Source organism: Mycolicibacterium cosmeticum (assembly GCF_000613185.1).
GTDB lineage: Bacteria > Actinomycetota > Actinomycetes > Mycobacteriales > Mycobacteriaceae > Mycobacterium > Mycobacterium cosmeticum.
Window position 1 is genome coordinate 2,924,039 of the sequence record NZ_CCBB010000001.1, and the last position, 19,245, is coordinate 2,943,283.

19 protein-coding genes and 1 pseudogene are annotated in these 19,245 nt (G+C 64.2%); 6 read left to right on the plus strand and 14 right to left on the minus strand.

Annotation, left to right across the window (positions count from 1 at the left end; genetic code table 11):
- Positions 1 to 49 precede the first annotated feature (49 nt).
- Positions 50 to 307 carry a helix-turn-helix domain-containing protein gene (locus BN977_RS14145; protein ID WP_036397953.1) on the plus strand — a complete coding sequence of 86 codons (258 nt, stop codon included), beginning with the start codon at positions 50 to 52 and terminating at the stop codon, positions 305 to 307.
- Between the two features lie 66 nt (positions 308 to 373).
- Here BN977_RS14145 and BN977_RS14150 read toward each other — a convergent pair whose 3' ends face one another.
- Positions 374 to 895, minus strand: a complete 522-nt coding sequence (locus tag BN977_RS14150) for a hypothetical protein (RefSeq protein ID WP_051561357.1) — start codon at positions 893 to 895, stop codon at positions 374 to 376.
- A 27-nt stretch (positions 896 to 922) separates the two neighbouring features.
- Positions 923 to 1,099 carry a helix-turn-helix domain-containing protein gene (locus tag BN977_RS32875; RefSeq protein ID WP_139308182.1) on the minus strand — a complete coding sequence of 59 codons (177 nt, stop codon included), beginning with the start codon at positions 1,097 to 1,099 and terminating at the stop codon, positions 923 to 925.
- 804 nt (positions 1,100 to 1,903) lie between these two features.
- Between BN977_RS32875 and BN977_RS31890 the strand changes: the two genes are divergently transcribed.
- The 3 genes from BN977_RS31890 (at position 1,904) to BN977_RS14160 (ending at position 3,698) form a co-directional block, all read left to right on the plus strand.
- Entirely contained in the window at positions 1,904 to 2,161 is a 258-nt protein-coding gene (locus BN977_RS31890; protein ID WP_073677387.1) for a type II toxin-antitoxin system Phd/YefM family antitoxin, read from the plus strand.
- 384 nt (positions 2,162 to 2,545) lie between these two features.
- Positions 2,546 to 3,319: a TnsA-like heteromeric transposase endonuclease subunit gene (locus tag BN977_RS31895; RefSeq protein ID WP_165576319.1), complete on the plus strand. Its 774-nt coding sequence runs from the start codon at positions 2,546 to 2,548 to the stop codon at positions 3,317 to 3,319.
- On the plus strand, positions 3,312 to 3,698 hold the full coding sequence (locus BN977_RS14160; RefSeq protein WP_131590116.1) for a hypothetical protein: 387 nt from the start codon (positions 3,312 to 3,314) through the stop codon (positions 3,696 to 3,698). Before BN977_RS31895 ends, BN977_RS14160 begins: the two co-directional genes overlap by 8 nt.
- A 648-nt stretch (positions 3,699 to 4,346) precedes the next feature.
- Here the strand turns inward: BN977_RS14160 and BN977_RS14165 are convergent.
- From BN977_RS14165 to BN977_RS14175, 3 genes are read right to left on the minus strand one after another with little or no spacing between them, the layout of a single operon-like run.
- A complete protein-coding gene (locus BN977_RS14165) occupies positions 4,347 to 4,856 on the minus strand; it encodes a hypothetical protein (RefSeq protein WP_109790121.1) in 510 nt (169 codons plus the stop codon).
- A gap of 55 nt (positions 4,857 to 4,911) precedes the next feature.
- Positions 4,912 to 6,201 (minus strand): hypothetical protein, encoded by a 1,290-nt coding sequence (locus BN977_RS33090; protein ID WP_191262618.1) that lies wholly within the window; start codon positions 6,199 to 6,201, stop codon positions 4,912 to 4,914.
- On the minus strand, positions 6,198 to 6,476 hold the full coding sequence (locus BN977_RS14175) for a hypothetical protein (protein WP_036397956.1): 279 nt from the start codon (positions 6,474 to 6,476) through the stop codon (positions 6,198 to 6,200). The genes BN977_RS33090 and BN977_RS14175 overlap by 4 nt, the downstream gene beginning before the upstream one ends.
- Positions 6,477 to 7,067: 591 nt before the next feature.
- Between BN977_RS14175 and BN977_RS14180 the strand changes: the two genes are divergently transcribed.
- Together BN977_RS14180 and BN977_RS14185 are read left to right on the plus strand one after the other, a co-directional pair.
- Positions 7,068 to 7,652, plus strand: coding sequence for a hypothetical protein (locus tag BN977_RS14180; protein ID WP_036397957.1), 585 nt, complete (start codon positions 7,068 to 7,070; stop codon positions 7,650 to 7,652).
- Positions 7,649 to 8,293 (plus strand): RES family NAD+ phosphorylase, encoded by a 645-nt coding sequence (locus BN977_RS14185; RefSeq protein WP_036397958.1) that lies wholly within the window; start codon positions 7,649 to 7,651, stop codon positions 8,291 to 8,293. Before BN977_RS14180 ends, BN977_RS14185 begins: the two co-directional genes overlap by 4 nt.
- Before the next feature lie 1,480 nt (positions 8,294 to 9,773).
- Here BN977_RS14185 and BN977_RS14195 read toward each other — a convergent pair.
- The 9 genes and pseudogenes from BN977_RS14195 to BN977_RS31905 form a co-directional block, all read right to left on the minus strand.
- Positions 9,774 to 10,394: a hypothetical protein gene (locus BN977_RS14195; RefSeq protein WP_131590118.1), complete on the minus strand. Its 621-nt coding sequence runs from the start codon at positions 10,392 to 10,394 to the stop codon at positions 9,774 to 9,776.
- Positions 10,395 to 10,931: 537 nt separating this feature from the next.
- A pseudogene (locus BN977_RS33245) lies at positions 10,932 to 11,165 on the minus strand (RES domain-containing protein); the annotation flags it as partial.
- Positions 11,166 to 11,370: 205 nt separating this feature from the next.
- Positions 11,371 to 11,970: a cadmium resistance transporter gene (locus tag BN977_RS14205; protein WP_036397961.1), complete on the minus strand. Its 600-nt coding sequence runs from the start codon at positions 11,968 to 11,970 to the stop codon at positions 11,371 to 11,373.
- 67 nt (positions 11,971 to 12,037) lie between these two features.
- The gene (locus BN977_RS14210; RefSeq protein WP_036397962.1) at positions 12,038 to 14,005 is read right to left on the minus strand and encodes a heavy metal translocating P-type ATPase; all 1,968 of its coding nucleotides are present in this window, start codon (positions 14,003 to 14,005) and stop codon (positions 12,038 to 12,040) included.
- Complete coding sequence (locus BN977_RS14215; RefSeq protein ID WP_191262620.1) at positions 14,002 to 14,415, minus strand: ArsR/SmtB family transcription factor; 414 nt, start codon at positions 14,413 to 14,415, stop codon at positions 14,002 to 14,004. Before BN977_RS14215 ends, BN977_RS14210 begins: the two co-directional genes overlap by 4 nt.
- 17 nt (positions 14,416 to 14,432) lie before the next feature.
- Entirely contained in the window at positions 14,433 to 15,407 is a 975-nt protein-coding gene (locus BN977_RS14220; protein ID WP_036399117.1) for a sterol desaturase family protein, read from the minus strand.
- Between the two features lie 48 nt (positions 15,408 to 15,455).
- Positions 15,456 to 16,223 carry a helix-turn-helix domain-containing protein gene (locus tag BN977_RS14225; protein ID WP_036399119.1) on the minus strand — a complete coding sequence of 256 codons (768 nt, stop codon included), beginning with the start codon at positions 16,221 to 16,223 and terminating at the stop codon, positions 15,456 to 15,458.
- Between the two features lie 737 nt (positions 16,224 to 16,960).
- Positions 16,961 to 18,331: an NlpC/P60 family protein gene (locus tag BN977_RS14230; protein WP_109790124.1), complete on the minus strand. Its 1,371-nt coding sequence runs from the start codon at positions 18,329 to 18,331 to the stop codon at positions 16,961 to 16,963.
- 353 nt (positions 18,332 to 18,684) lie between these two features.
- Positions 18,685 to 19,113, minus strand: coding sequence for a copper resistance CopC family protein (locus tag BN977_RS31905; RefSeq protein WP_165576320.1), 429 nt, complete (start codon positions 19,111 to 19,113; stop codon positions 18,685 to 18,687).
- Between the last annotated feature and the right edge of the window lie 132 nt (positions 19,114 to 19,245).

Here is a 19,245-nt window from a genome sequence, read left to right on the forward strand (position 1 = left end):
CGGGCTTGGCCTACAGACATTCGGGCCGTTATGCCTACTTCTTGTGTAGATGCCGACCCAACCGAGCCGACACGATCCCCGCCGTATCGAGAGTTGGGAGCGCCGCCGCCAGGCTGTCGGGGGAGCCATCCGCCGGCTGCGCAAGGAGCGCGGGTTAACCCAGGAGCAGCTTGCCGACCGTAGCGGGGTGGACCGGACGGTGCTGATCGACGTCGAGTTGGGGCGCCAAGGGCTGTTGTACGAGCGGTTGTTCGACATCGCGGAGGCCTTGGAGCTGCCGGTGGTCGATCTGTTCGCCGACGCATGACGGCGCCGCGGTGACCGTCCGGTACCGGGTGTTGGCGCCTTGAAGACCGTGATGCGCCGGCGTGGGTCATCGCGGTGGGGCCACGTGCGGCCGGAATACGCGGCCAGTGTTGGCGGCAACGTTCTGGGCGCAGGCGGTGCAGATTGTCTTATGCCACGGCTGCGGGTCGTTGGACACCGATAATCGTGCCGGGTTGCCGCACACCTCGCACACCGTGGTGGAGAAGCGTTCCGCGATCTCCAGTAGGGCGGAGAAACGTTGCTGGGCAACGGGGTCAGTGGTGGAGGAGCCTGCGTAGTAGCGCAGCGAGCCGAACTTCTCCTTGATTTGGCGCACGACATAGTTCGGGTCGAGCTCTAGCAGGTGTTCGTGCAACTCGACAATGAGCGGGAACCAGCCTGCTTCGCAGTCGATCCACCGTCCCCAATGCGGCGGGATGCGCGACAGGATGTCGATGAGCGCGTCGCGATGATCGCCGGCATCTTCGGGAATCTCCATCCCGGCGAGCTCCAGGTCGCCGGGAGACGCGGACCGAGAGGCGCCGACACCTTCTGCGGTATCGGTCTCGTCGCCTGCACGTGAGGTCATAGTGGGGTGCTCCGGTAACTCGTGGGTCTAATCGAGGATTCGATCGGGCAGGAACTCCCGGGGGGACACGTTGAGCACTTTGGCGAGCTCGTAGACGGTCTCGATATTCGGGGTGGCCTTTGCCTCGGTGAATCTGTACAGATTGGCCTGCGACAGCCCGGAGGGCATCTTTCCCTGGCACAGGTGCTTCAACGTGGCCGCCAACGACGTGCATCTAGCTTTCCTGATATGGCCCGTTTCAATATCACGCGCATTCGTACACCGAAGAAGCTCATTGAACTTCTCTGAGAAGAATATGGTGGCCGGGCCTGGCTCGGACTTTGATGCGCTTTCTGGCGGCTTACGAACGAGCTCATGTTTACGCATAGCGACGTCCTTTCTGCCGACAAGTTTGTCGCTTTCGTGCCCGAAATGGTAGACCGGCACGCCGTTAGCTCAAAGTCGGGCTTGCCCAACATTATGCACCTCGCCGACAAAGTCACAACTATGGCTGCGGACGTGTGTCGCCCATATGTTCCGCCGAGTTCTACATGCTGGATATGAAGCCTGCGAGGGATAAACGCGAAGAGGTACTGGAAACTTCCCATACGGGTTGGGCAGTCGCCTCGGCGAATCATAACTCCCCGCTGCTGATAAGCGTAAAAGACCACAATTTGCCAGATGCTGTCAAATCCATGCGAAAAGAATGTAGAAACAACTGGTGTGCCAGTTTTTGGAATGCTGATTTCTATAAGCAGTGATTCAGGCTGACTCAATAATCCTGAAGGCGAAATAGGTAAAAGCGCAACTCGGTGTCGAGGGAGTGCCGCACATTCTTTGGCGTGGCGATTTCGAACGTTTAGTATGTAGGGCGGTCGTGGGTGCGAAGTTATGGGTCTGCCGTCGGATCTGATGGCGAAAAGTGTTAGCGGTGAACGACGTTAAGCCTTCAAACTTTGTCACCACTGCACGCTGGCGGCTGAGTTCGTCGTCTGGGGAAGAACCTAGGTTTCGTGCTAGAACGGCTTCATGGAGCCCATCGAAGTTGGCGACGTGGGCCCGCGAGCAGCTGATCTCGTCGGCCGGGCCGCGGCGGGTGAAGAGTTCGTGATCACTGATGCGGGTCGACCTGTCGCCAGACTGATCCCGCTTATGCCGCACATATGGCGACCGTGGAGCGAGATCGCCGGGTTGTTTGCCGGCCCTGGCGAACCTCGCCGGCAGGTCGAGCGAGACGCCATCAGCGACTCCCTCTGCGACCCGTGGGATCGCACCACCGACAGATAGGCCCGATTGGGCTTCGGCCGTTTCTGGTCGGCGAGGCAGTCCTTTGCCGCGCGCAGTTGGTCAGTCGTCGACACCACCCCGTACCTCGGGACCAGCGGCCAGTGGGCGGCGCGTGGGGGAGGCATCGTGACGAGAGCTTGTTCGATCCGCACGTCGGACTTATCGACAATGGAAACATTACATATGACGGAAAAGTCTGCAACACAGCGCAAATGACGTCACTATCCCAACGCCTGACCGTCTCACGTTGATGTCGATTACCTGAGTTCACTAGCCGCTCGCGCCGCCGGCGCGCACCCTAGCCGTGAGGACGGTCTGAGAAGCGGAGAGCATCTCATGCGAACACTAGGCGATGGTGACGGACCGGCTCCGGACGTCTCTGATGTGCGGATTCATCTGCGCGTGAAGGGCCAAGAGACACCGTTGGCCATTCCGATCGGCGACATCGAACCTGAGGCAGTGAATGGCGCACCGCCGTGGCGCAGCTCGCGATGGTTCTTTGGCCACGAGTACCACTCGGGCGCCTACTATTCGGCGACGACATCAACACAGGTAATCTACGAGACCCGCCTGCAGCTACGGCGGCTCATACTCGCCGACTTCGACCCATCGGTGACTTTCGTTGTGGCTCAGCCTTTTCAGCTCCACGCCATGGTGGATGGCGCGCACCGACGCTACGTCCCCGACTATTTCCTCACAACAACGAACGGACCTGTCGTGCTCGACGTCGCACCCTCCGATCGACGCTCAACGCCTCGGTCACGCGACACCTACTCCTGGATGCGCAAAGCACTGGCAACGCGTCAATGGACGCTGAATGTCGTCAGCGAACCACCACCCACGTTCTTCCACAACGTGCACATGCTCGCCGGCTACCGAAGGTGCCCGCTGACACTGCGCACCGCGCTGCAACAGTTACGCTCTCTCAACCTTATTGGCATGACCGTCGGTGAAGCCCTGGCCCGTGTCACCGGAGAACGCAGTACCGCATACGCCGCTCTGATGCACCTACTGTGGACTCACCATGTGTCTGTCGACCTGAACGCGCGCATCCGCGACGACACCACGCTCGGAGCCGCCAACCGCTGCGATGACGACCGTCCGAGTGAATCGGCAACGAATTTGAGGCGCAACCCGAAGGGAAACACTCATGAATGAACCGGGACGGAACCCAGATACGTCAAATACCCCTACCGAGAAGACCGTCGAAGAACTTGACCCGGCGATGGGTGGTGTGTGGCTGGTGGTGTCCCAGGGCAGCCAACATATATGGGATTTGGATACCATGACCTACACGCGAGTTCCCGGCGCCAGAAGCTTGTCTGGCAAGTTCGCGATGGACGGCAAGCCCATCCCCATCGCCCGTGTCGAGCGATGGCCGCAGGTCGGCGCAACCTCGCTGTTCTTCTTCGATGACCCGACGGACGCGGCGCGCTACGAGCATTACCGGCAGTCCTCACGGATCGATTCGATTACCCGCGTCGCCGCGACCGCCACTGACGCCTCAAAAGCAACCTGCGGCGGCGAAGCTGTGTAGCCGTGCGGCCCAGCGCACGGGCAGCCCGAGCAATTTCGCCCAGAACTAGGAATCTCAAGAAAGACTGTGCCCCGACACAAGCACCACGCCGCGGCATGGTCTGGGGGCTGAGGCTGGGTAGCTGTCCGAGCGGGGGACGTGTCGGTGAACGACACACCGCAGAGCGTAATCGGCGGAGAGAAGGAGCCGTCATGGCGGCGCGCGGCAGAACTGAGGGCGAAGGGTCAAGGAGCGCCGATGCCACCCGCGCAGACGCATTTGCGCGCCGATCAATCGCCGCTACGGGGTGCTGGCCCGCGTACAACGCCGACACGGGCAATAAGCCTGCCCCCTTATGCGTCCCCGGATACTGCAGGTCCTCGATACGGTGATCGCCTCGCCGGAGCGGTTCGCACGCACGGGTATTGACGCTGTCTACTGACGGCGAGCGAGTGAACATAATCTGACGGAACCGAGTTCACCTCTGCTGCGTCCAATCAAGTATGGGCATTACCGATGACTTCGAGGCACCGACCGTGCTGGCGCCAGCCGTGCAGGCGTACTTGGCTCAGGAACGCAGCTGGTGGCGAATGCTGCGTGCCACTGGGGTGATGTCGGAGGCGGACTCAGCCTCGGAGCTGGCGCGGTGGCTGGAGTGAAGCCGCGCGGTCACGACGCGTTTAGTGTGATGATCGTCCCGTCGGCCCGATATCCCTCGATCGGCTGCAGTTCGTAGCCGACGGGAATGTCACCCGTTTTGTAGTAGGCGAAGAACAACTCGGCGGCCTCGTCGGCGTCAAATACCTGTGAGCGGCTGATCAGCTTCACGCTGTGCGCAAGCCGGATCGGCACATCGAAAGGTTCTGTGCCGGAGTGGGGGCGGCCGATCGTGTATCGCACCCAGGTGGCGCCCCATTCGTACCCTCCGGGCTTGCGGATCTCGACGGTCATCGCATCGGGCAATCCCGCGGCTTGGATGTACTCGGTGGACAGCTCACCGGCCTGCAGCATCTCGCCGTACGTCGTGCCGGCGGGAATCGGTGCCAGACCGAGCGCCCACTGGTCCTTTCCGTTGAAGTGACGCAGGGGATTCAGGAATGCCGAAATGTCCTTGCGGGCGGAGATCTCCGCCGTTTGGGTGCCTCCGTCGTACGTCACGACGTGGGTACGCCCGCTCATGGCTCGATCCTATCTGCAGCAGCGGCGTTCGAGAGCGCCCCTTTCCCCACGTTCATCAGGCTGTCCCGCTGGGGTCGACAATCCCTTGCTCGGCCATCCTCCGCCGAATCTCCTGGCCGGCTAGACGCAGCGCCGGGTCGTCGCTCTCGATCATCTGTTGCGGCGTCAGTTGCGTACCCCAGTCCGGCACCGCAGGTGTGCCGGCGGGCGCAGGCACCGTGGGCGCACCTTCTCCACCGCCCACCACCGCAGGTGGGATACCACCAGTGCCGGGGGACAGCGACGCGCCGGGGGCGGCTGAACCGCCAGCTGCCGCTCCCGCTGTGGGATCCCCCGGCCGGGGAGTTCGGATCAGTTCGGTGTCGACCACCTCAACGGGCAATCCGTTGAGGGTGCCCCTCGCTGGAATGCCACTGTCCACTAGTTCGTCGAAGTGTTTTTGGTGCGGGGTGGGTTGCTTGTTTCCCAGCTTGTGCTCCAAACCGGTGTAGGTTCCGGGCTGTCCTGGGATCGGCTCCAGACCGTCGTACTCACGACGCAGTGTCCTCCCTGTCTCAGGATCGGTCAGGTAAACCCAGGTTTTCTGCCGTTCGACGGGTATGCCGGTTCTCTTCTCGCGCGCGTCGAAAGCCTTCTGCGCCTCGATATCCCCCTCGACGCCGCTGTTCTTCGGCCCCCACTCACCGTTGGGTTTGTGGTCGGGATAGTCCGGATGTGGTTTGTACCCTCCGTCATCGGGCTCCACTTCCTCAGTTGGGTTGTCGACCATCCGGATCGTCGGATCGCCGCCGGTCTCGCCTTCACCGTCGAACCGGATCCCCTCCAGCTCGGCGGCTTTGGCTTGCAGCTGCGATCCCGCGAGGTTGTCGGCCTGTACCAGGCGTTCGGCGGTCCAGCGGATGTCTTCGGCGTGTTCGGCTGCCGCAGTGGCGCGAGCAGCGGCGGTGTCGATGTCGTATGCGCGGTTGTCAGTCACCGAGAGGCCTTCGGCGACGGCGAAATCGTCGGCCTCGGCAGCGGCGATCGCGGCGAGTACGTCGCGTTTGGCGGCATTGATGTCGGTGACTGCATTTTCGGCGATGTCCGCGACCCGCAACAGAACGTCGTTCTGGATGCCGACGACGGAGACGTCACGGGTCACGCGATCTAGCGCCGCGTCTTTCGCGTCGCCCTCCCAGGTCGTGCCGCCGGGGGCACAAATGTTCTCTCGGTGCTGTTCGAAGGCCTCTTGGGACGCGGCAGCCGCGCTGCGCCACGCGGTCGCGGCATCGGCGAGGTGGTTGGTGGTCCAGGCCTCGATCTCCGAGCGGGTGGGGATGGCGACCGCTGGGGCCGCTGGGCTCACACTGACACCGCGGTGATGGCGCCGGAACCGTCGGTGTCGGTCTTGGTGTAGGCGGCTGCACCGGTTGTCATGTCGCCGGCCTGACCAGTGATGCGGGTCGACTGGCGACCCTGAACTGCAGAGAGCGCTGCGTTCACGGCCGCGACCCCGCCGGCACTCGGCTGCGAGTTCATCGACATGGTGAATGTGGTGCCAATCAGGCTCGCAGCGGTGGCTTCGCTCCTCGCGGCGCCAGCGTTAAGGCCGCCGGTATCGAGAATCAGTTCGCCTGTCATCGCATCCCCCTGTAGCCAGACAAAGCAGATCTGACGCTACCGCAGCCGGAGGGTGTCCTACGCAAAGTTTCGTTTGCGACGTCCGACGTCCACGACTCCTGAGTAAGCGTTGAGCGCGCACCAGCATTCCGACACTAAGTGCATTATGCCCACCTACGCAGTCCCCAATAGCTTGTCCGCAAGTTTGCGATGGACGGCAAGCCCATCCCCATCTTGCGCATCGAGCGACGGCCGCAAGCCGGCGCAACGCCAACTGTTCTTCCTTGACGACCCGTGCGGGCAGGGCGCGCTACAAGCACTATCGGCAGTCCACACGGATTGAATCAATCGTCCGGGTTACGGAAACGAATTCTTGCAACTGTCGAGGCGAGCGGTCCGGGTGCTCCTCGCCGCCTGGTATGCCGACGTGGGTCGATGGCTAGTTGCCTCAAGGCGAAGAAGCATGAGCCGCCGGCTGGGAAGTGTTCGACGCCCCGCCGGGCCAGCGCTGTCTTGGGGTGGCCGGCGACTCGCAGCCATCAAGTCTGTGGTCACTCGACACATATTTCTAACGATAGTAGGCTATTGTTAATACTCGTTAGAGGAGGCTTTGTGTCCGTATCATTTGAGCTTGAACAGCTCCTGCGTGACCGCTTCGAGATCAGTCCCGATGACTTTGTCGCCGCCCTGAAGTACCTGCCGGCATCGCGCCCTTGGGCGGCATCTCTGACCGAAAGCGAGGCCCGCCTACTTGACGACGCCGACTTCCCCGAGGACCGCGATGCCTTCATCGCCGCCGGCGCGGAAGTCGCCGGCCAAACAGCCCATCTCGCGGTCACCGCGTTCACCGCCGATGACGTCGCCAACGGCCTGAACATAAGCGCCTCCCGCGTACGGCAGAAGCGCCTCGCTGGGGAGCTATGGGCCATCCCCGACGGGCAGACCTGGCTGTTCCCCATCCTGCAGTTCGAAACCGGCGACAACGGCGGCCCTACCCGCCAGGTCCGGGGTATCGACCAGGTCCTTAAAGCCCTCCCCGATGACCTGCATCCCGTGGCGGTGGCCGGGTTCTTGCGCACCCCGCAGTCGAACCTCTTTCATAACCGCCCCATGACCCCGATCGAGTGGCTGCGTTCGGGCGGAGATATCGACCAGGCCGTTGCCGCGGCCGCCGCCGTCGACTGGTATGCAACATGACCGCACGCCTACCCGGCCCGCCTCAAACCACCGAGATGCGCGCTATCGGCATGCGCGACGAGGAATGCCGCACGGTCCCTACCGGCGAGACCTGGTGGCGAGTCCACCGCACTACCGGCACTCACGTGCTGGGTTGGAACGCCTTCCGCGAGCACGGACCACACCTTCGGTTCGACCCCCACCCCCCACCCGCTCGCGACCATGACGGGATCGGCGTCTGGTACGCCGCTTCCGAGCCGCTGTCCGCGCTGGCCGAAGCCTTCCAAGCCGACCGAACCATCGACCGGTTCCGCGGTAGCCCCTACCTCACCGCGGTGCGGTTCAAACGCGACCTCACGCTGCTCGATCTCGCCGCCGACAGCGCTGGCGCCTGGCCCACCCGAGCTGGCGGCACCTTCGCGCTGTCCACCGGCCCGCACTCCATCACCCAACGCTGGGCCCGACGCATCACCGAGGCCTTCCCCGATCTCGACGGTTTGCACTACAACAGCCGCTTCGCCGGCCAACCCTGCATCGTCCTGTTCACCCCCGCGGCTACCGCGATGCCAGCACGCCCAACACTGTCGCTCCCTTTGACTCACCCCGGGTTGACGACCCGCATCGCCGCCGCCGCTAAGCGACTCGGCTACCTCACGATCTGACCATCTGGCCGATCACCCCATCCGGCCCTGTCCCTTGGCAATATCTGAGGGTCAGCCTTGCCCTTCTCCGCCTGCCCCATCCCCGCGCGATCGACGGCACGACGATCCCGTCCTGCACGCCGGCGGCCATCGGCACTACCCCCTGTCGCACGGACCCCACCGGTCCGCCGACTATCCCACCGCCGACTCCGAGGCTGGCATGCTCACACCGCGCTACCCGCGGCAGACCTCAAACATCCGGCCGCGGATCGCCCAAGATTGACTACACGGTCGCGCGGGAAACAACTCGCCGGCGACGCACAGATGATCGGCCGGATTCTTCATCGGCGTCAGTACCCGCGCCACAACAGCCATCTTCTCGTATGGGCCGAGCTCAGGGAGATACTTCGTGCCGGTTTGGTCCAGTAATCCATCGACGATCGCCGGACTGCGGGCGAGTTCATCAGCTGCGTTGTGCGCCCACCGTCGCTTGACAGTCGCGACCGAATAGGACGGGTCAACCTGTGGCCTGCTGCTCTCTATGCCTCCAAAAGTGATTGCGCAGAGGAATCGTCGACTTCTCTGGTGTGAAACAAGCCAGCCAGTACCGTCAGCCGGCGGTACAGTCGGTCGACGAATTGGTCCCGGAGGTACGTGGTGGCTAGGCAGACACCCAAGAAGGTGGTCGTGTCGAAGGAGGCTGTCAAGAGAGCCGGCGCCCGTGCCACGAAGGCCTCGGCCAAGCTGGCGGGCAGGGTGGTTCCGGCGGACCATCGGCGCTCCGCGGCGGTTATGGCTTACCTCGCCAAGCAACGCCTTCACGAAGGGTGATCCTTCGCAATCACCGCGGCGGGGCCGCTTACGCCTTCCCAGGAACCTCGGTTGCTAGGTATCCACAAAGCGGCGGGCTCACCGCAGATATCGGCGCTGCACGCGGACAAGTACCCAGCTTTGCTGATCGCCCGCAGGAGAACAAACCAGAACACGACGGCGGCCGAGATCGACTGTCTGCGCGCAGTGTTCGAGTCTGGTATTCAGAACCAGTCTTCGAGAGTCGTCGTTGCCGGCAATTCGATGCCGACGGTTTTCTGCACGACCCGTTTGCGCGCGGTCAATAGCTCGGCGACCGATCCGTTCTACGGTGCTTGTCGCATTTGGATTCACCTTTCTTACTTATCGGAAAATCTCCATATGCGGCCATACAGGTCAATATCAACGCGAGCTCGAACCCCGCACCGCAGCGTGGTCGAGGCGCAGTGGGTTCCTTGTCCGTTCTCGATACATCTGGCGGTGGCGATGTGGCAACCGCCAACTAGAACTGGACGCGTCGGTTGATGTCAGTCTTGGGAAAGTTGGCGGTCCCGAAGCGGTCGCCACACAAGGGGATTGACCTTCTATATGCATCGAACGGCGTCGAGTTGCCAGGCGCAGTCTAGCGAGTCAGTCTGCGGCAGGGGGGCGGCCAGTTCGAGTCTCTTTGGTTAGCGGGTCGTCGACGAATCTATCGGTTGCCGCGAAACTTGATGTCAACGAAGTTGGCCTTTTCGTGGCGCCCATGGTCCCAGGCGAACGCCAGTGTCTTGCAGGTGCTGTCGAAGTCGGAGAACATGCGGATTCCATCGGCTCGGTGATGGGCTATGGCGCCGTTGCCCGCTTCGAGCTTGCCGGCGGCGAAAGTGAAAGTGAAAGCCCCGAGCGTCATGTCTCCGGAGAGGAAGGTGTCATCTCGGATGTCAACCGTGGTCTCCATTGCCGTCTCGGATTGACGGGCGAAACTTCCTGTAAGGCTGCGGATGTAGAGACCCCAGCTCCGGGGGAGAAGTCCATCGCGGAAGAGGTACCGCATGAACATCTTCTGCTCGCGCCGGTCTCGCATGCTAGCGGGTGTGTTCTTGGCCCCGGTGGTCAAGCCCCACAATGCCTTGAGCATCCATCGCTCGAAATGCTCGCCGCTGACCAGGATGAACTCGTTACCGTAGGGATCGGGGCGGCGGAGCTGTGAGAGTTGGAAGCGTTCGAGTGTTCGGTAGACCTCCAACGCGGTGTCATCGAACTTGGATAGGGCAGTGTTGTGTCTGTTGCACAACATCTTCGAGCCCATAGGGGCGTCGCCATCAAGCACGCGTTAGGCATCGGCGCGGTCCGGGCGGATAGGGGTTTTACTACCGGCCGAGTCGACCCGACACCGGCGTCGAGCACTGCCGCACGCTGACGTACTTAGACCATCGGTGCCCGATACAGGCGGGCAACCGCCGTGCCCACATTCGAATGTCAGACGTGGCTAATACAGTTCGGATTCGTTCGTGTGGCGTGTGTGTATGGGGGTGGAATCGATCACGATGGTAACTGCAACTGGGTGGTTGGCAGATCTGACAGATCTTTACACACTGACTCCGTCACAATTCGACGGTGCCCGCACGCATCGTGCGGCCATCGAGTCCCGTTTGACCCTCCTTATACTCGCCGACTTCGACCCCTCAGTGACTTTCATTGTGGCTCAGCCCTTTTAGCTCCACGCCATGGTGGATGGCGCGCGCCGACGCTACGTCCCCGACTATTTCCTCACAACAACGAGCGGACCTGTCGTGCTCGACGTCGTGCCCTCCGATCGACGCTCATCGCCTCGGTCACGCGACACCTACGCGTGGATGCGCAAAGCGGCGCCGGTGCTGTCGACGGCCAGGTCCAGCAGGCGCAGAGGACGGGTGAAACGCACGCCAGTCAGGTACGGGTCACCGCGGTGTCGGTCGATGGTGGGTGTTGCCAGGAAGGTCTCGGCCAGCGCTGGTGTGGGTCCTGCCGAGCCGTACCAGACGCCGATCCAGGGGTGTTCGTGTGCCGGGGGTGGGTGTGGGTCGAACCTCAGGTGTGGCCCGTGTTCTCGAAATGCGTTCACCAGCGCACGTGCGGCCCCCGAGAGACGAAGTCGAAGGTGCCGCCTTGGGCCACGGCATCTTCGCCGGTGGTGCAGCAGGTGACTGAGGCTGCGGCGACGACAACGGCTGCCACGACGGCGATACATCGCCTGAGGCGCGGCACGAAAAATGCCTTTCGATGACCACGTTGTCGCCGATTGCATCGCCGGTGTTCCTGGCTGCCTAGTCTTCAAAGGCGAGGCCGCTGACCAGGATGAAGATTCCCAGTCCGATCAAGACGATCGGGAACAGGACGTGTTCCCAGCGTTCGAGGACTTCGGCGATCGGGCGGCGGGTGGCGACGAATCGGGCAGCGAGGACGAGGACCGCAACGAGGGCGAGGAAGACGATGCAGTAGGCCACCACGGCCGCAGGTCCCACGCTCAAAAAGACCGGAACGTAGACCCCGATGTTGTCCCCGCCATTGGCGAAGGTGACTGCTGCGACGGTTAAGACACCGACGTTCTTGCCGGCCACCTTGTCGTCGTCGTCATCGTCATCGTTGCCACGCCAGGCGCCCCATGCCGCCCACAAGCCCAGGGCCAGGGGTATGAGCCCGAAGTACGGCATGACCTCTGGGGGAAGGAACGCTCCAGCACCCAGTGTCACCAGCACCGCCGCGACCAGAATCCCCGCAAATCCCAGGTATTGGCCTGCGGTGATCCGGGCCGTGGTGCCGCGTTGTCCCGCGCCGCGGGCGAAGAACAGCGAGAGCACGATGATGTCGTCGATGTTGGTGACGATGAACAGGCCGATGGCGGGCAGAACCGACGACACGATCATGCGCCTGCCCCCGTGTCTGCGGTGTCGTTTACCCGCCCATAAGTCACCACGCCGGTGTGGCCGGCGGTCACGACGGCGCGCCGACCGGCGCCGCGCGAGTGGGGCTGACTGCCGGATCGGCCGACGCGCCGGCCAGCGGTGTGCTGCGTCCGGCCCGCACACCGTTGGCGATGACCACGATCTCGGCGAGTTCGTGGACCAGCACCACGGCGGCCAGCCCGAGCACCCCGAACAGGGCCAGCGGCATCAACACGATGATTAGGCCCAGAGACAGGCCGACGTTTTGCAGCATGATCCGCCGCGCCCGCCGGGCATGGCTGAATGTCTGCGGCAGGTGGCGCAGGTCTTCGCCCATCAGCGCCACGTCGGCGGTTTCGATGGCCACGTCGGTGCCCATCGCGCCCATCGCGATCCCCACGTCGGCGGTGGCCAGCGCGGGAGCGTCGTTGACGCCATCACCGACCATCGCGGTGGGGCGCTGAGCCCGGAGCTGTTCGATCAGCCGCGCTTTGTCTTCGGGGCGCAGCTCGGCGTGCACGTCCTCGATCCCGACATTGCGGGCCAGCGCAGCGGCGGTGGCCTGGTTGTCGCCGGTGAGCATCGCCACGTGATAGCCGTCGCGGCGCAACCGGGCGACCACCTCGGCGGCCTCATGCCGCAGCTCGTCGCGCACGGCGATGGCGCCGATCACTTCGCCGTCGTCTTCGACGAGGACCGCGGTGGCCCCGGTCCGCTGCATGCGGGCGACGTCACCGGCGAGCGGGCCGGGGTCTAGCCAGCCGGGGCGACCCAGGCGGATGGGGTGCCCGTCGCGGTGGCCGGTGAGCCCGGCGCCGGTGACGGCCTCGACGTCGGTGGCAGGGGTGACGTCATCGACGGCGGCGAGGATCGCCGCGGCCAGCGGGTGCTCGCTGCGCGCTTCCAAGGCGGCCGCCACATCCAGCACCTGGGCGCGGGTGGCGCCGTCGGTGGTGGCCACGTCGATCACGGCGGGCCGGTTCGCGGTGAGTGTGCCGGTCTTGTCCAGGGCGACGCCGCGGATCTTGCCCAGCCCTTCCAGTGCCGCGCCGCCCTTGACCAGCGCACCGAGCTTGCTGGCGGCGCCGATGGCGGCCACCACGGTGACCGGCACCGAGATCGCCAGGGCGCACGGTGAGGCGGCGACCAGCACCACCAGGGCCCGCTCGATCCAGGTGGCCGAGTCGCCGAGCAGGCTGCCGATCACCGCGATCAGCGCCGCGACGATCATGATCCCGGGCACTAGGGGTTTGGCGATGCGATCGGCCAGGCGTTGGGAGGCGCCCTTGCGGGTCTGTTCGGCCTCCACGATGCGCACGATGCGGGCCAGTGAGTTGTCCTCGGCGGTGGTGCTGACCTCCACCTCGAGTGCCCCGGTGCCGTTGATCGACCCGGCGAACACCTCATCACCGGGCCCGACCTCCACGGGAACTGACTCGCCGGTGATGGCCGAGACATCCAGCGCGGTGCGACCGTGGCGGATGATGCCGTCGGTGGCGACACGCTCCCCGGGCTTGACCAGCATCCGGTCACCGATCCGCAAATCCGCAGGCGCGACGGTCTTTTCGGCGCCGTCACGCAGCACGGTGGCCTCGTCGGGGACCAGCGACAATAGCGCGCGCAGTCCGCGGCGCGTGCGGGCCAGCGAGTACTCCTCCAGTCCCTCACTGATGGAGAACAGGAAGGCCAGCATGGCGGCCTCACCGACCTCGCCGAGGATCACCGCGCCCACCGCGGCGATGGTCATCAGCGTGCCGACCCCGATTTTGCCCGTCGCCAGCCGCTTCAGGGTGGACGGCACGAAGGTGTAGGCGCCGGCCAGCAGCGCCACCGCTTCCAGCGCCAGGACTACCGGCTCGGCGGCGTCGAGGAACCCGGCGATCACCGCTGCCAGCAGCAACACTCCCGAGAGGGCGGCGAACTGCAGTTCTTTGATCTGCCAGACCCGCTCGGGCTCGCGGTCCTGCTCGTCGGCGCCGCGGGGTTCGCCGTTGCCGCAGCCGCATGCATCGCTCATCGGCGGGCCTCCTGCGTACCCCTCGTCGCGTCGGTGCGGTCGCGGGTGCCGTAGGCGGGGCACAGCGCGACGGCGTTGCCGGTGGCGGCCAGCAGGGTTTCGGCCGAGGCGAGCAGATCGAGCAGCTCAGGGCGGGCCAATGAGTAGAACACCTGCCGACCGTCGGGACGGCCGGTGACCAGGCCGCAGTCCCGCAGGCACGCCACGTGCGCCGACACCGTGGACTGGGCCAACCCCAGCTCCCCGATCAGGTCGACCACGCGGGCCTCCCCGTCGGCCAGGCGGCGCACGATCGCCAACCGGGCCGAGTCGGAGAGGCTGTGAAACAGTGCCACCGCGGCATCCAGATTCGAACTCCCCGAGGCGCTGCCGGTGAGGCAGCCGGCCGCTTCCACCTTATTCATCGCCATATGACGATGATAGCCGGTCAGCAGCGATACTTCGAGGCCGGGTCTGGGACCGACGGCTCCGCCGCGCCGTTCGTCGTCGGGGCCGTGGACTTCACGGCGCAGCCGCCGTTGTGGGTGAACGGGTAGATCATCTGGCGCAGGTAACTGCTGGGGTAGTCAGGCTTGGCGGCCATGCCCAGCTGGGCCGAGTCGAAGCGGCGGGTGGGGTCGTAGGAGAAGGTGCGCATCAGGTGGTCCCACACCAGGGTGAACAGCCCGAAGTTGACATCACCGATGCCGGCCCATTTGAGGTGATGGAAGCGGTGGCCTTCGTTGAGGGCCAAGACGTATTTGGCTGGGCCGATGCGGTAGTCGGCGTTGGAGTGCTGCAGCAGCAGCTGGATCGCCACGGCCAGGGCCAGGGCTGAGGCGACGTCGACGGGCAGCCCGATCAGGATGAGCGGCGCCACCCCGGCGGCCATCTCCACGGTTTGGTGCAGCGGGTGTTTCATCAGACCGTTGAGGCCGTAGAAGCGGGTGATGCTGTGGTGCACCGCGTGGAAGCGCCACAGGACCCCGATTTTGTGGCTGGCCAAATGCACCACGGTGATCCCGAAATCGGCGACCAGGATCGCGGCGAGGACTTGTGCGACGAATGGCCAGCTGTGCGGCCATAACTGGGGCGCGGGGACGATCGCGGCCAGCAGCGGGATGGCGGCGACGCTGGCCAGGATGAGGGTTTCGTTGACCGCGACGTGGATGCGGTCACGGGTGGTGTCGGCGCAATCGTGGTTCCACTGCGGGTCATAGGGGATGATCCGCTCCACCAGGAACGCCGTCGCGATCGCGGCCGCCAGAATGATCAGCAGCCAGTACTTCGGGGCGCCGGCGGCGGCCACGGCGAGGCCCGCACCGTTGAGGCCGATCAGCATGAACGGCACGTAGCCGTAGCGGGCCACCGCCTGGACCGCAGTGATCACCCACGTCGATGTCGGAGACGAAGTCGCACCCATGCCCTCGATCGTCGCGGCCACCACCGTGATGAGGCTTGAATGATTCGGCTACCCGCTGTCGAGATCCCAGGACACGTGCCGGCTGAGCACCGAGGGTGGCAGGCCGAACATTTCGCGGGTGGTACGGGTCAGGTGAGCGCTATCGGCGAACCCCGCCCCGTGCGCCGCGCCGGTCAGATCATCCCCGGCCTGAACCCGGGTGATCGCGGCCCGCAGCCGTGACCACAACACGTAACGCCGCAGCGGGATGCCGACCTGCTCGGTGAACAGATGCGTTAACCGGCTCGCTGAAAGGCCAACCTGGGCAGCCAGTTCCGTGCCGCTGACCGGTCCCGCCGCCACAAGGTCGGGCAACAGCCGCAACGCGTCATCGATGGCGGGATGCCGCACCGCGGTGCCGTTGTCGGCCGTGGCGGGCGCCAGGTGCGCAATCAGCTCGTCGACCACCGCGGCCAGCGCGCGCCGACGGGTCGAACTTAGCACCGGGGTGACGATCCACCCGGACCGCACGGCACGGGAGTGTGCGGCCTGTCCCGGCGCGGATTCCGGCTCCAGGAACACCACCGTTCCCTCCTGGGCGCCGACCTCGATCCGGTGCGGCGCGTCGGCGGGCACGACCACCTTCGTCCCGACGTGGCGCGCGCCGTGCTCATCGAGCACCGTCAGCGCCGTTGTCGCGGTGATGACCTGCACCGCATGGTGAGCGTGAGCATCGGTGGAGCCGATCGACCCCGCGAAGGCCAGCACCCCCGGCCGCAGCAGCGCCGCCCCACCCCAGCGCGGTCCGGCCGCTGCATCACCACCACGCCTATTAATCGCCACCAAACGATGATAGCGTGAGCCATCGATCGTTGATTGGCGATGCCACGATCGCGTCGAGAGCGGACGGTGCTCGCCGTCCGCTGCAGCAGACCTCCCGGTGCTCATCTAACACTGTCACCACCTCCGATCCAGTCCTCATCGGCGCAAGCGTCGTGCACCGATCCGGGATCACGCACTACCTAGCGCGTAGCAACGATCACCATTACCGGGTGAACGACGTCCGCGTGCCTGGCGCATCGCTTCCGTCTGCGGACAGGTGCGATTCTAAAAGTCCGAGGCATGCCGCAGCGTGGCATGCGGGGGCTGCAGATTGCTCTGCAGGCGGCTGATTTCTCGGCACTGAGAACATCTCTTGTGAACGCAACATTCTCATCATCGCGAAAAGCACTGTGATTGAGTGGAGTTCGCGTCAAGGAGATGTGCTGACTCGGTAAGCGGCGGTGTCGATCACATTCGTACCGTAGTCAGTCCGTACTGGTTAGTCACACCATCAGCTCATCTGTCCTCCTGATGAGCGGAGTGCTGCCTGTGACTACCAAACTGCGAACAACGTTGTCGGCACCTGAGCCTGAGGACATAACGATGGATGTTCGGTGCAATGGCCACCCGAGCCGTGCAGGCGATATCTCAAGCGACGTCGCTGCTTCCGTCCCACCACAAGGCTTCAAGCCCGACGGAGTCATTTCGTCAAGCGTATGCCGGTCGTGGTTGGTAGATGCACTGGCACTGGGTCAATACTCGATTAACCGCACGACGTGAGTGGTCATGCCGCTGGGCCGGACTGGGGCAATGCGTACTTGCGAACCGGTAAAGGGTGATTCGAGCATCTGACCCTGGCCCAGGTACAGGGCGACGTGTTGGCTGCCGCCCGGTCCCCAGAACAGCAGGTCGCCACGGCGCATCTCGGCTACCGGTACGCGGCGTCCGAGATCGTATTGTGCTCCAGAGTATTTCGGTAGGTTGATGCCGACCCCAGCGAAGGCGTACACCATGAGTCCGGAACAATCGAAGCCGACTGTTCCAGCGCCTTGATCGATGCCGTTGGTCGGGCCGCCGGCATTGCCTCCACCCCACGAGTAGGGGACACCCATCTGAGACATGCCTCTGCGGATGCTGAACTCGACGGCCTGCTGTCCGTACAGTCGAGGAATTCGCCCGCCCGGCGCTGCCGCCTGCGCTGGAGTGGCCGCGGGGATCAGACCCAACTTGACGAGGAAGCGGCGGCCGAGGTCTGCGGTGATCTGCGCCGAGGCTGCTGAGATTTGTAGCACCGAGTTGATGATTGCTACCGGATCCTGGAGGTTGGCCCCGGGGACGACCGGAATTGTCTGGCTCCATTGGGTGGCAGCGGGCTGTCGTGTGGCGTCCGTGTCCCAATTAGTGTCTGAAGCGACTGATGCTGCTGCGGCAGGCGATGATTGGAGGGCTTGGTCGAGTCGCTGCCTTGTGGCGCGGGCTTCGCCTGCGGCGGTCTCGATTTCGATCTGCTTACGGTCGAATGCTTCTTTGGTGACGCGAAGTGCCTGCACAGCTTGGTCATAGCGCTCTTGGGCGGCTGTTGTCGCTGTGTCTGCGGCTGTCTGAGCCTGGCGTGTCGCCGATTCGGCATTGGCCTGCTCGGTGCGGGTGCGCTGTAGGTCGGTGCGTGCCTGGGCGAATGCCAACACCAGCGTCTGCTGTGTCGCTCCGGCGGAAAGTACTTGCTCTGGGATCGATGCGGAGATGGGCCATGAGGCCGGTCCGTTGACATACTGAGAAGCTGCGAACTCGTCGAACCGTTGCTGTGCCCGGTTCGCCAGGTCGGCTGCCTGCTGGGTCTCTCGTCGCGCCTCGTCGAGCGCGCTGCCTGCGTCATCGGCGGCAGCACGAGCACGCTCGACTTCATGTAGTGCTTTCATGACGATCTCTTGCTGAGAGTGAATGCCAGCTTGAAGATCGGCAAGGCTTTGGTCGGCGCGTGCGACGTCGCCCACCAGAGCGGCCAGGGTATCGGGTTGTGTCCGGTGGGGATCGGCTGATGCCAGCCCCTGTCCGCTCACGACCACGACGGATGTCAGTACAAGCGCACACGAGATCCGTGATGGTCGATCGATGAAACCCATGGGAACACCCTTCCGCCTCCGCGCACCCAGTATCTACTGAGTAACTACGTAATATGCGGCAAGGTTATATGGCGTCCGTCCCTCTGGTCACTTCTGTCACAGAGCTGTGACCATTGGCGATCCTTTCGAGGGTCCGAGGTGTTCGAGGATGATCAGGTGGTGGGCTTGTCGGTGTCCGGGATCGGCGGACTTGTGGGATGTGGCGCTTGCGGCGTCGAGATGCGGTTGCGGCGGCGTTTGAGGGCCCGCCAGAGGGCTATCAGGGCGCCGGCCGCGAGGCCGGCGATACCAGCTGACAGGAGTGTGGTTGAGGTATCGCCTTCATTGGCTGGGGGCGGTGGAGTTGCGGCGGTCTAAGTTGGCGCAGTGGATCCGGTAGGGGGTGATGTCGGTGCGTTCTCGGTGAAGCCGGCATCGATGGTGAAAGTGTAGGAGCCCGACACGGGATGGCCATCGGCGGACAGCACGCGGTACCCCACGGTGTATTCGCCATTGGTAGGTTGGTCCGGTCCCACCGTGACGGTCAGTGTGGGGCCTTGAATTTGGGGTGTGGTCGAAATCCAGTTCCGCCCGGCGGAGTCGTTGAGGACGACATTGGCAAAGGTTGCGTTGATGTCCTCGTTGAAGGTCAGGGTGATCGCGGTCGGCGGCACCGGCACCGAGCTTTGTTCGACGGGATCAGAGTTGACCAACGCGGTGTGCGCGGCGGCGGTCCCCGCTGCAGCGGTCCAGAATGTTGATGCCATCAGGCCTGTCGCAAGCAGGCGTGCTGCTGTGTTCACGTTGTTCCGTCCATTCGGGTGGGCCGCGAGCGGCCGCTGACTGCGCCACATACTACGTACCATCTACGTAGTAGATTTGCGGGGGTGGAGGCGGACATGTTGGTAGGTGGGTGGCGAAGGGTCGCCGCGGCG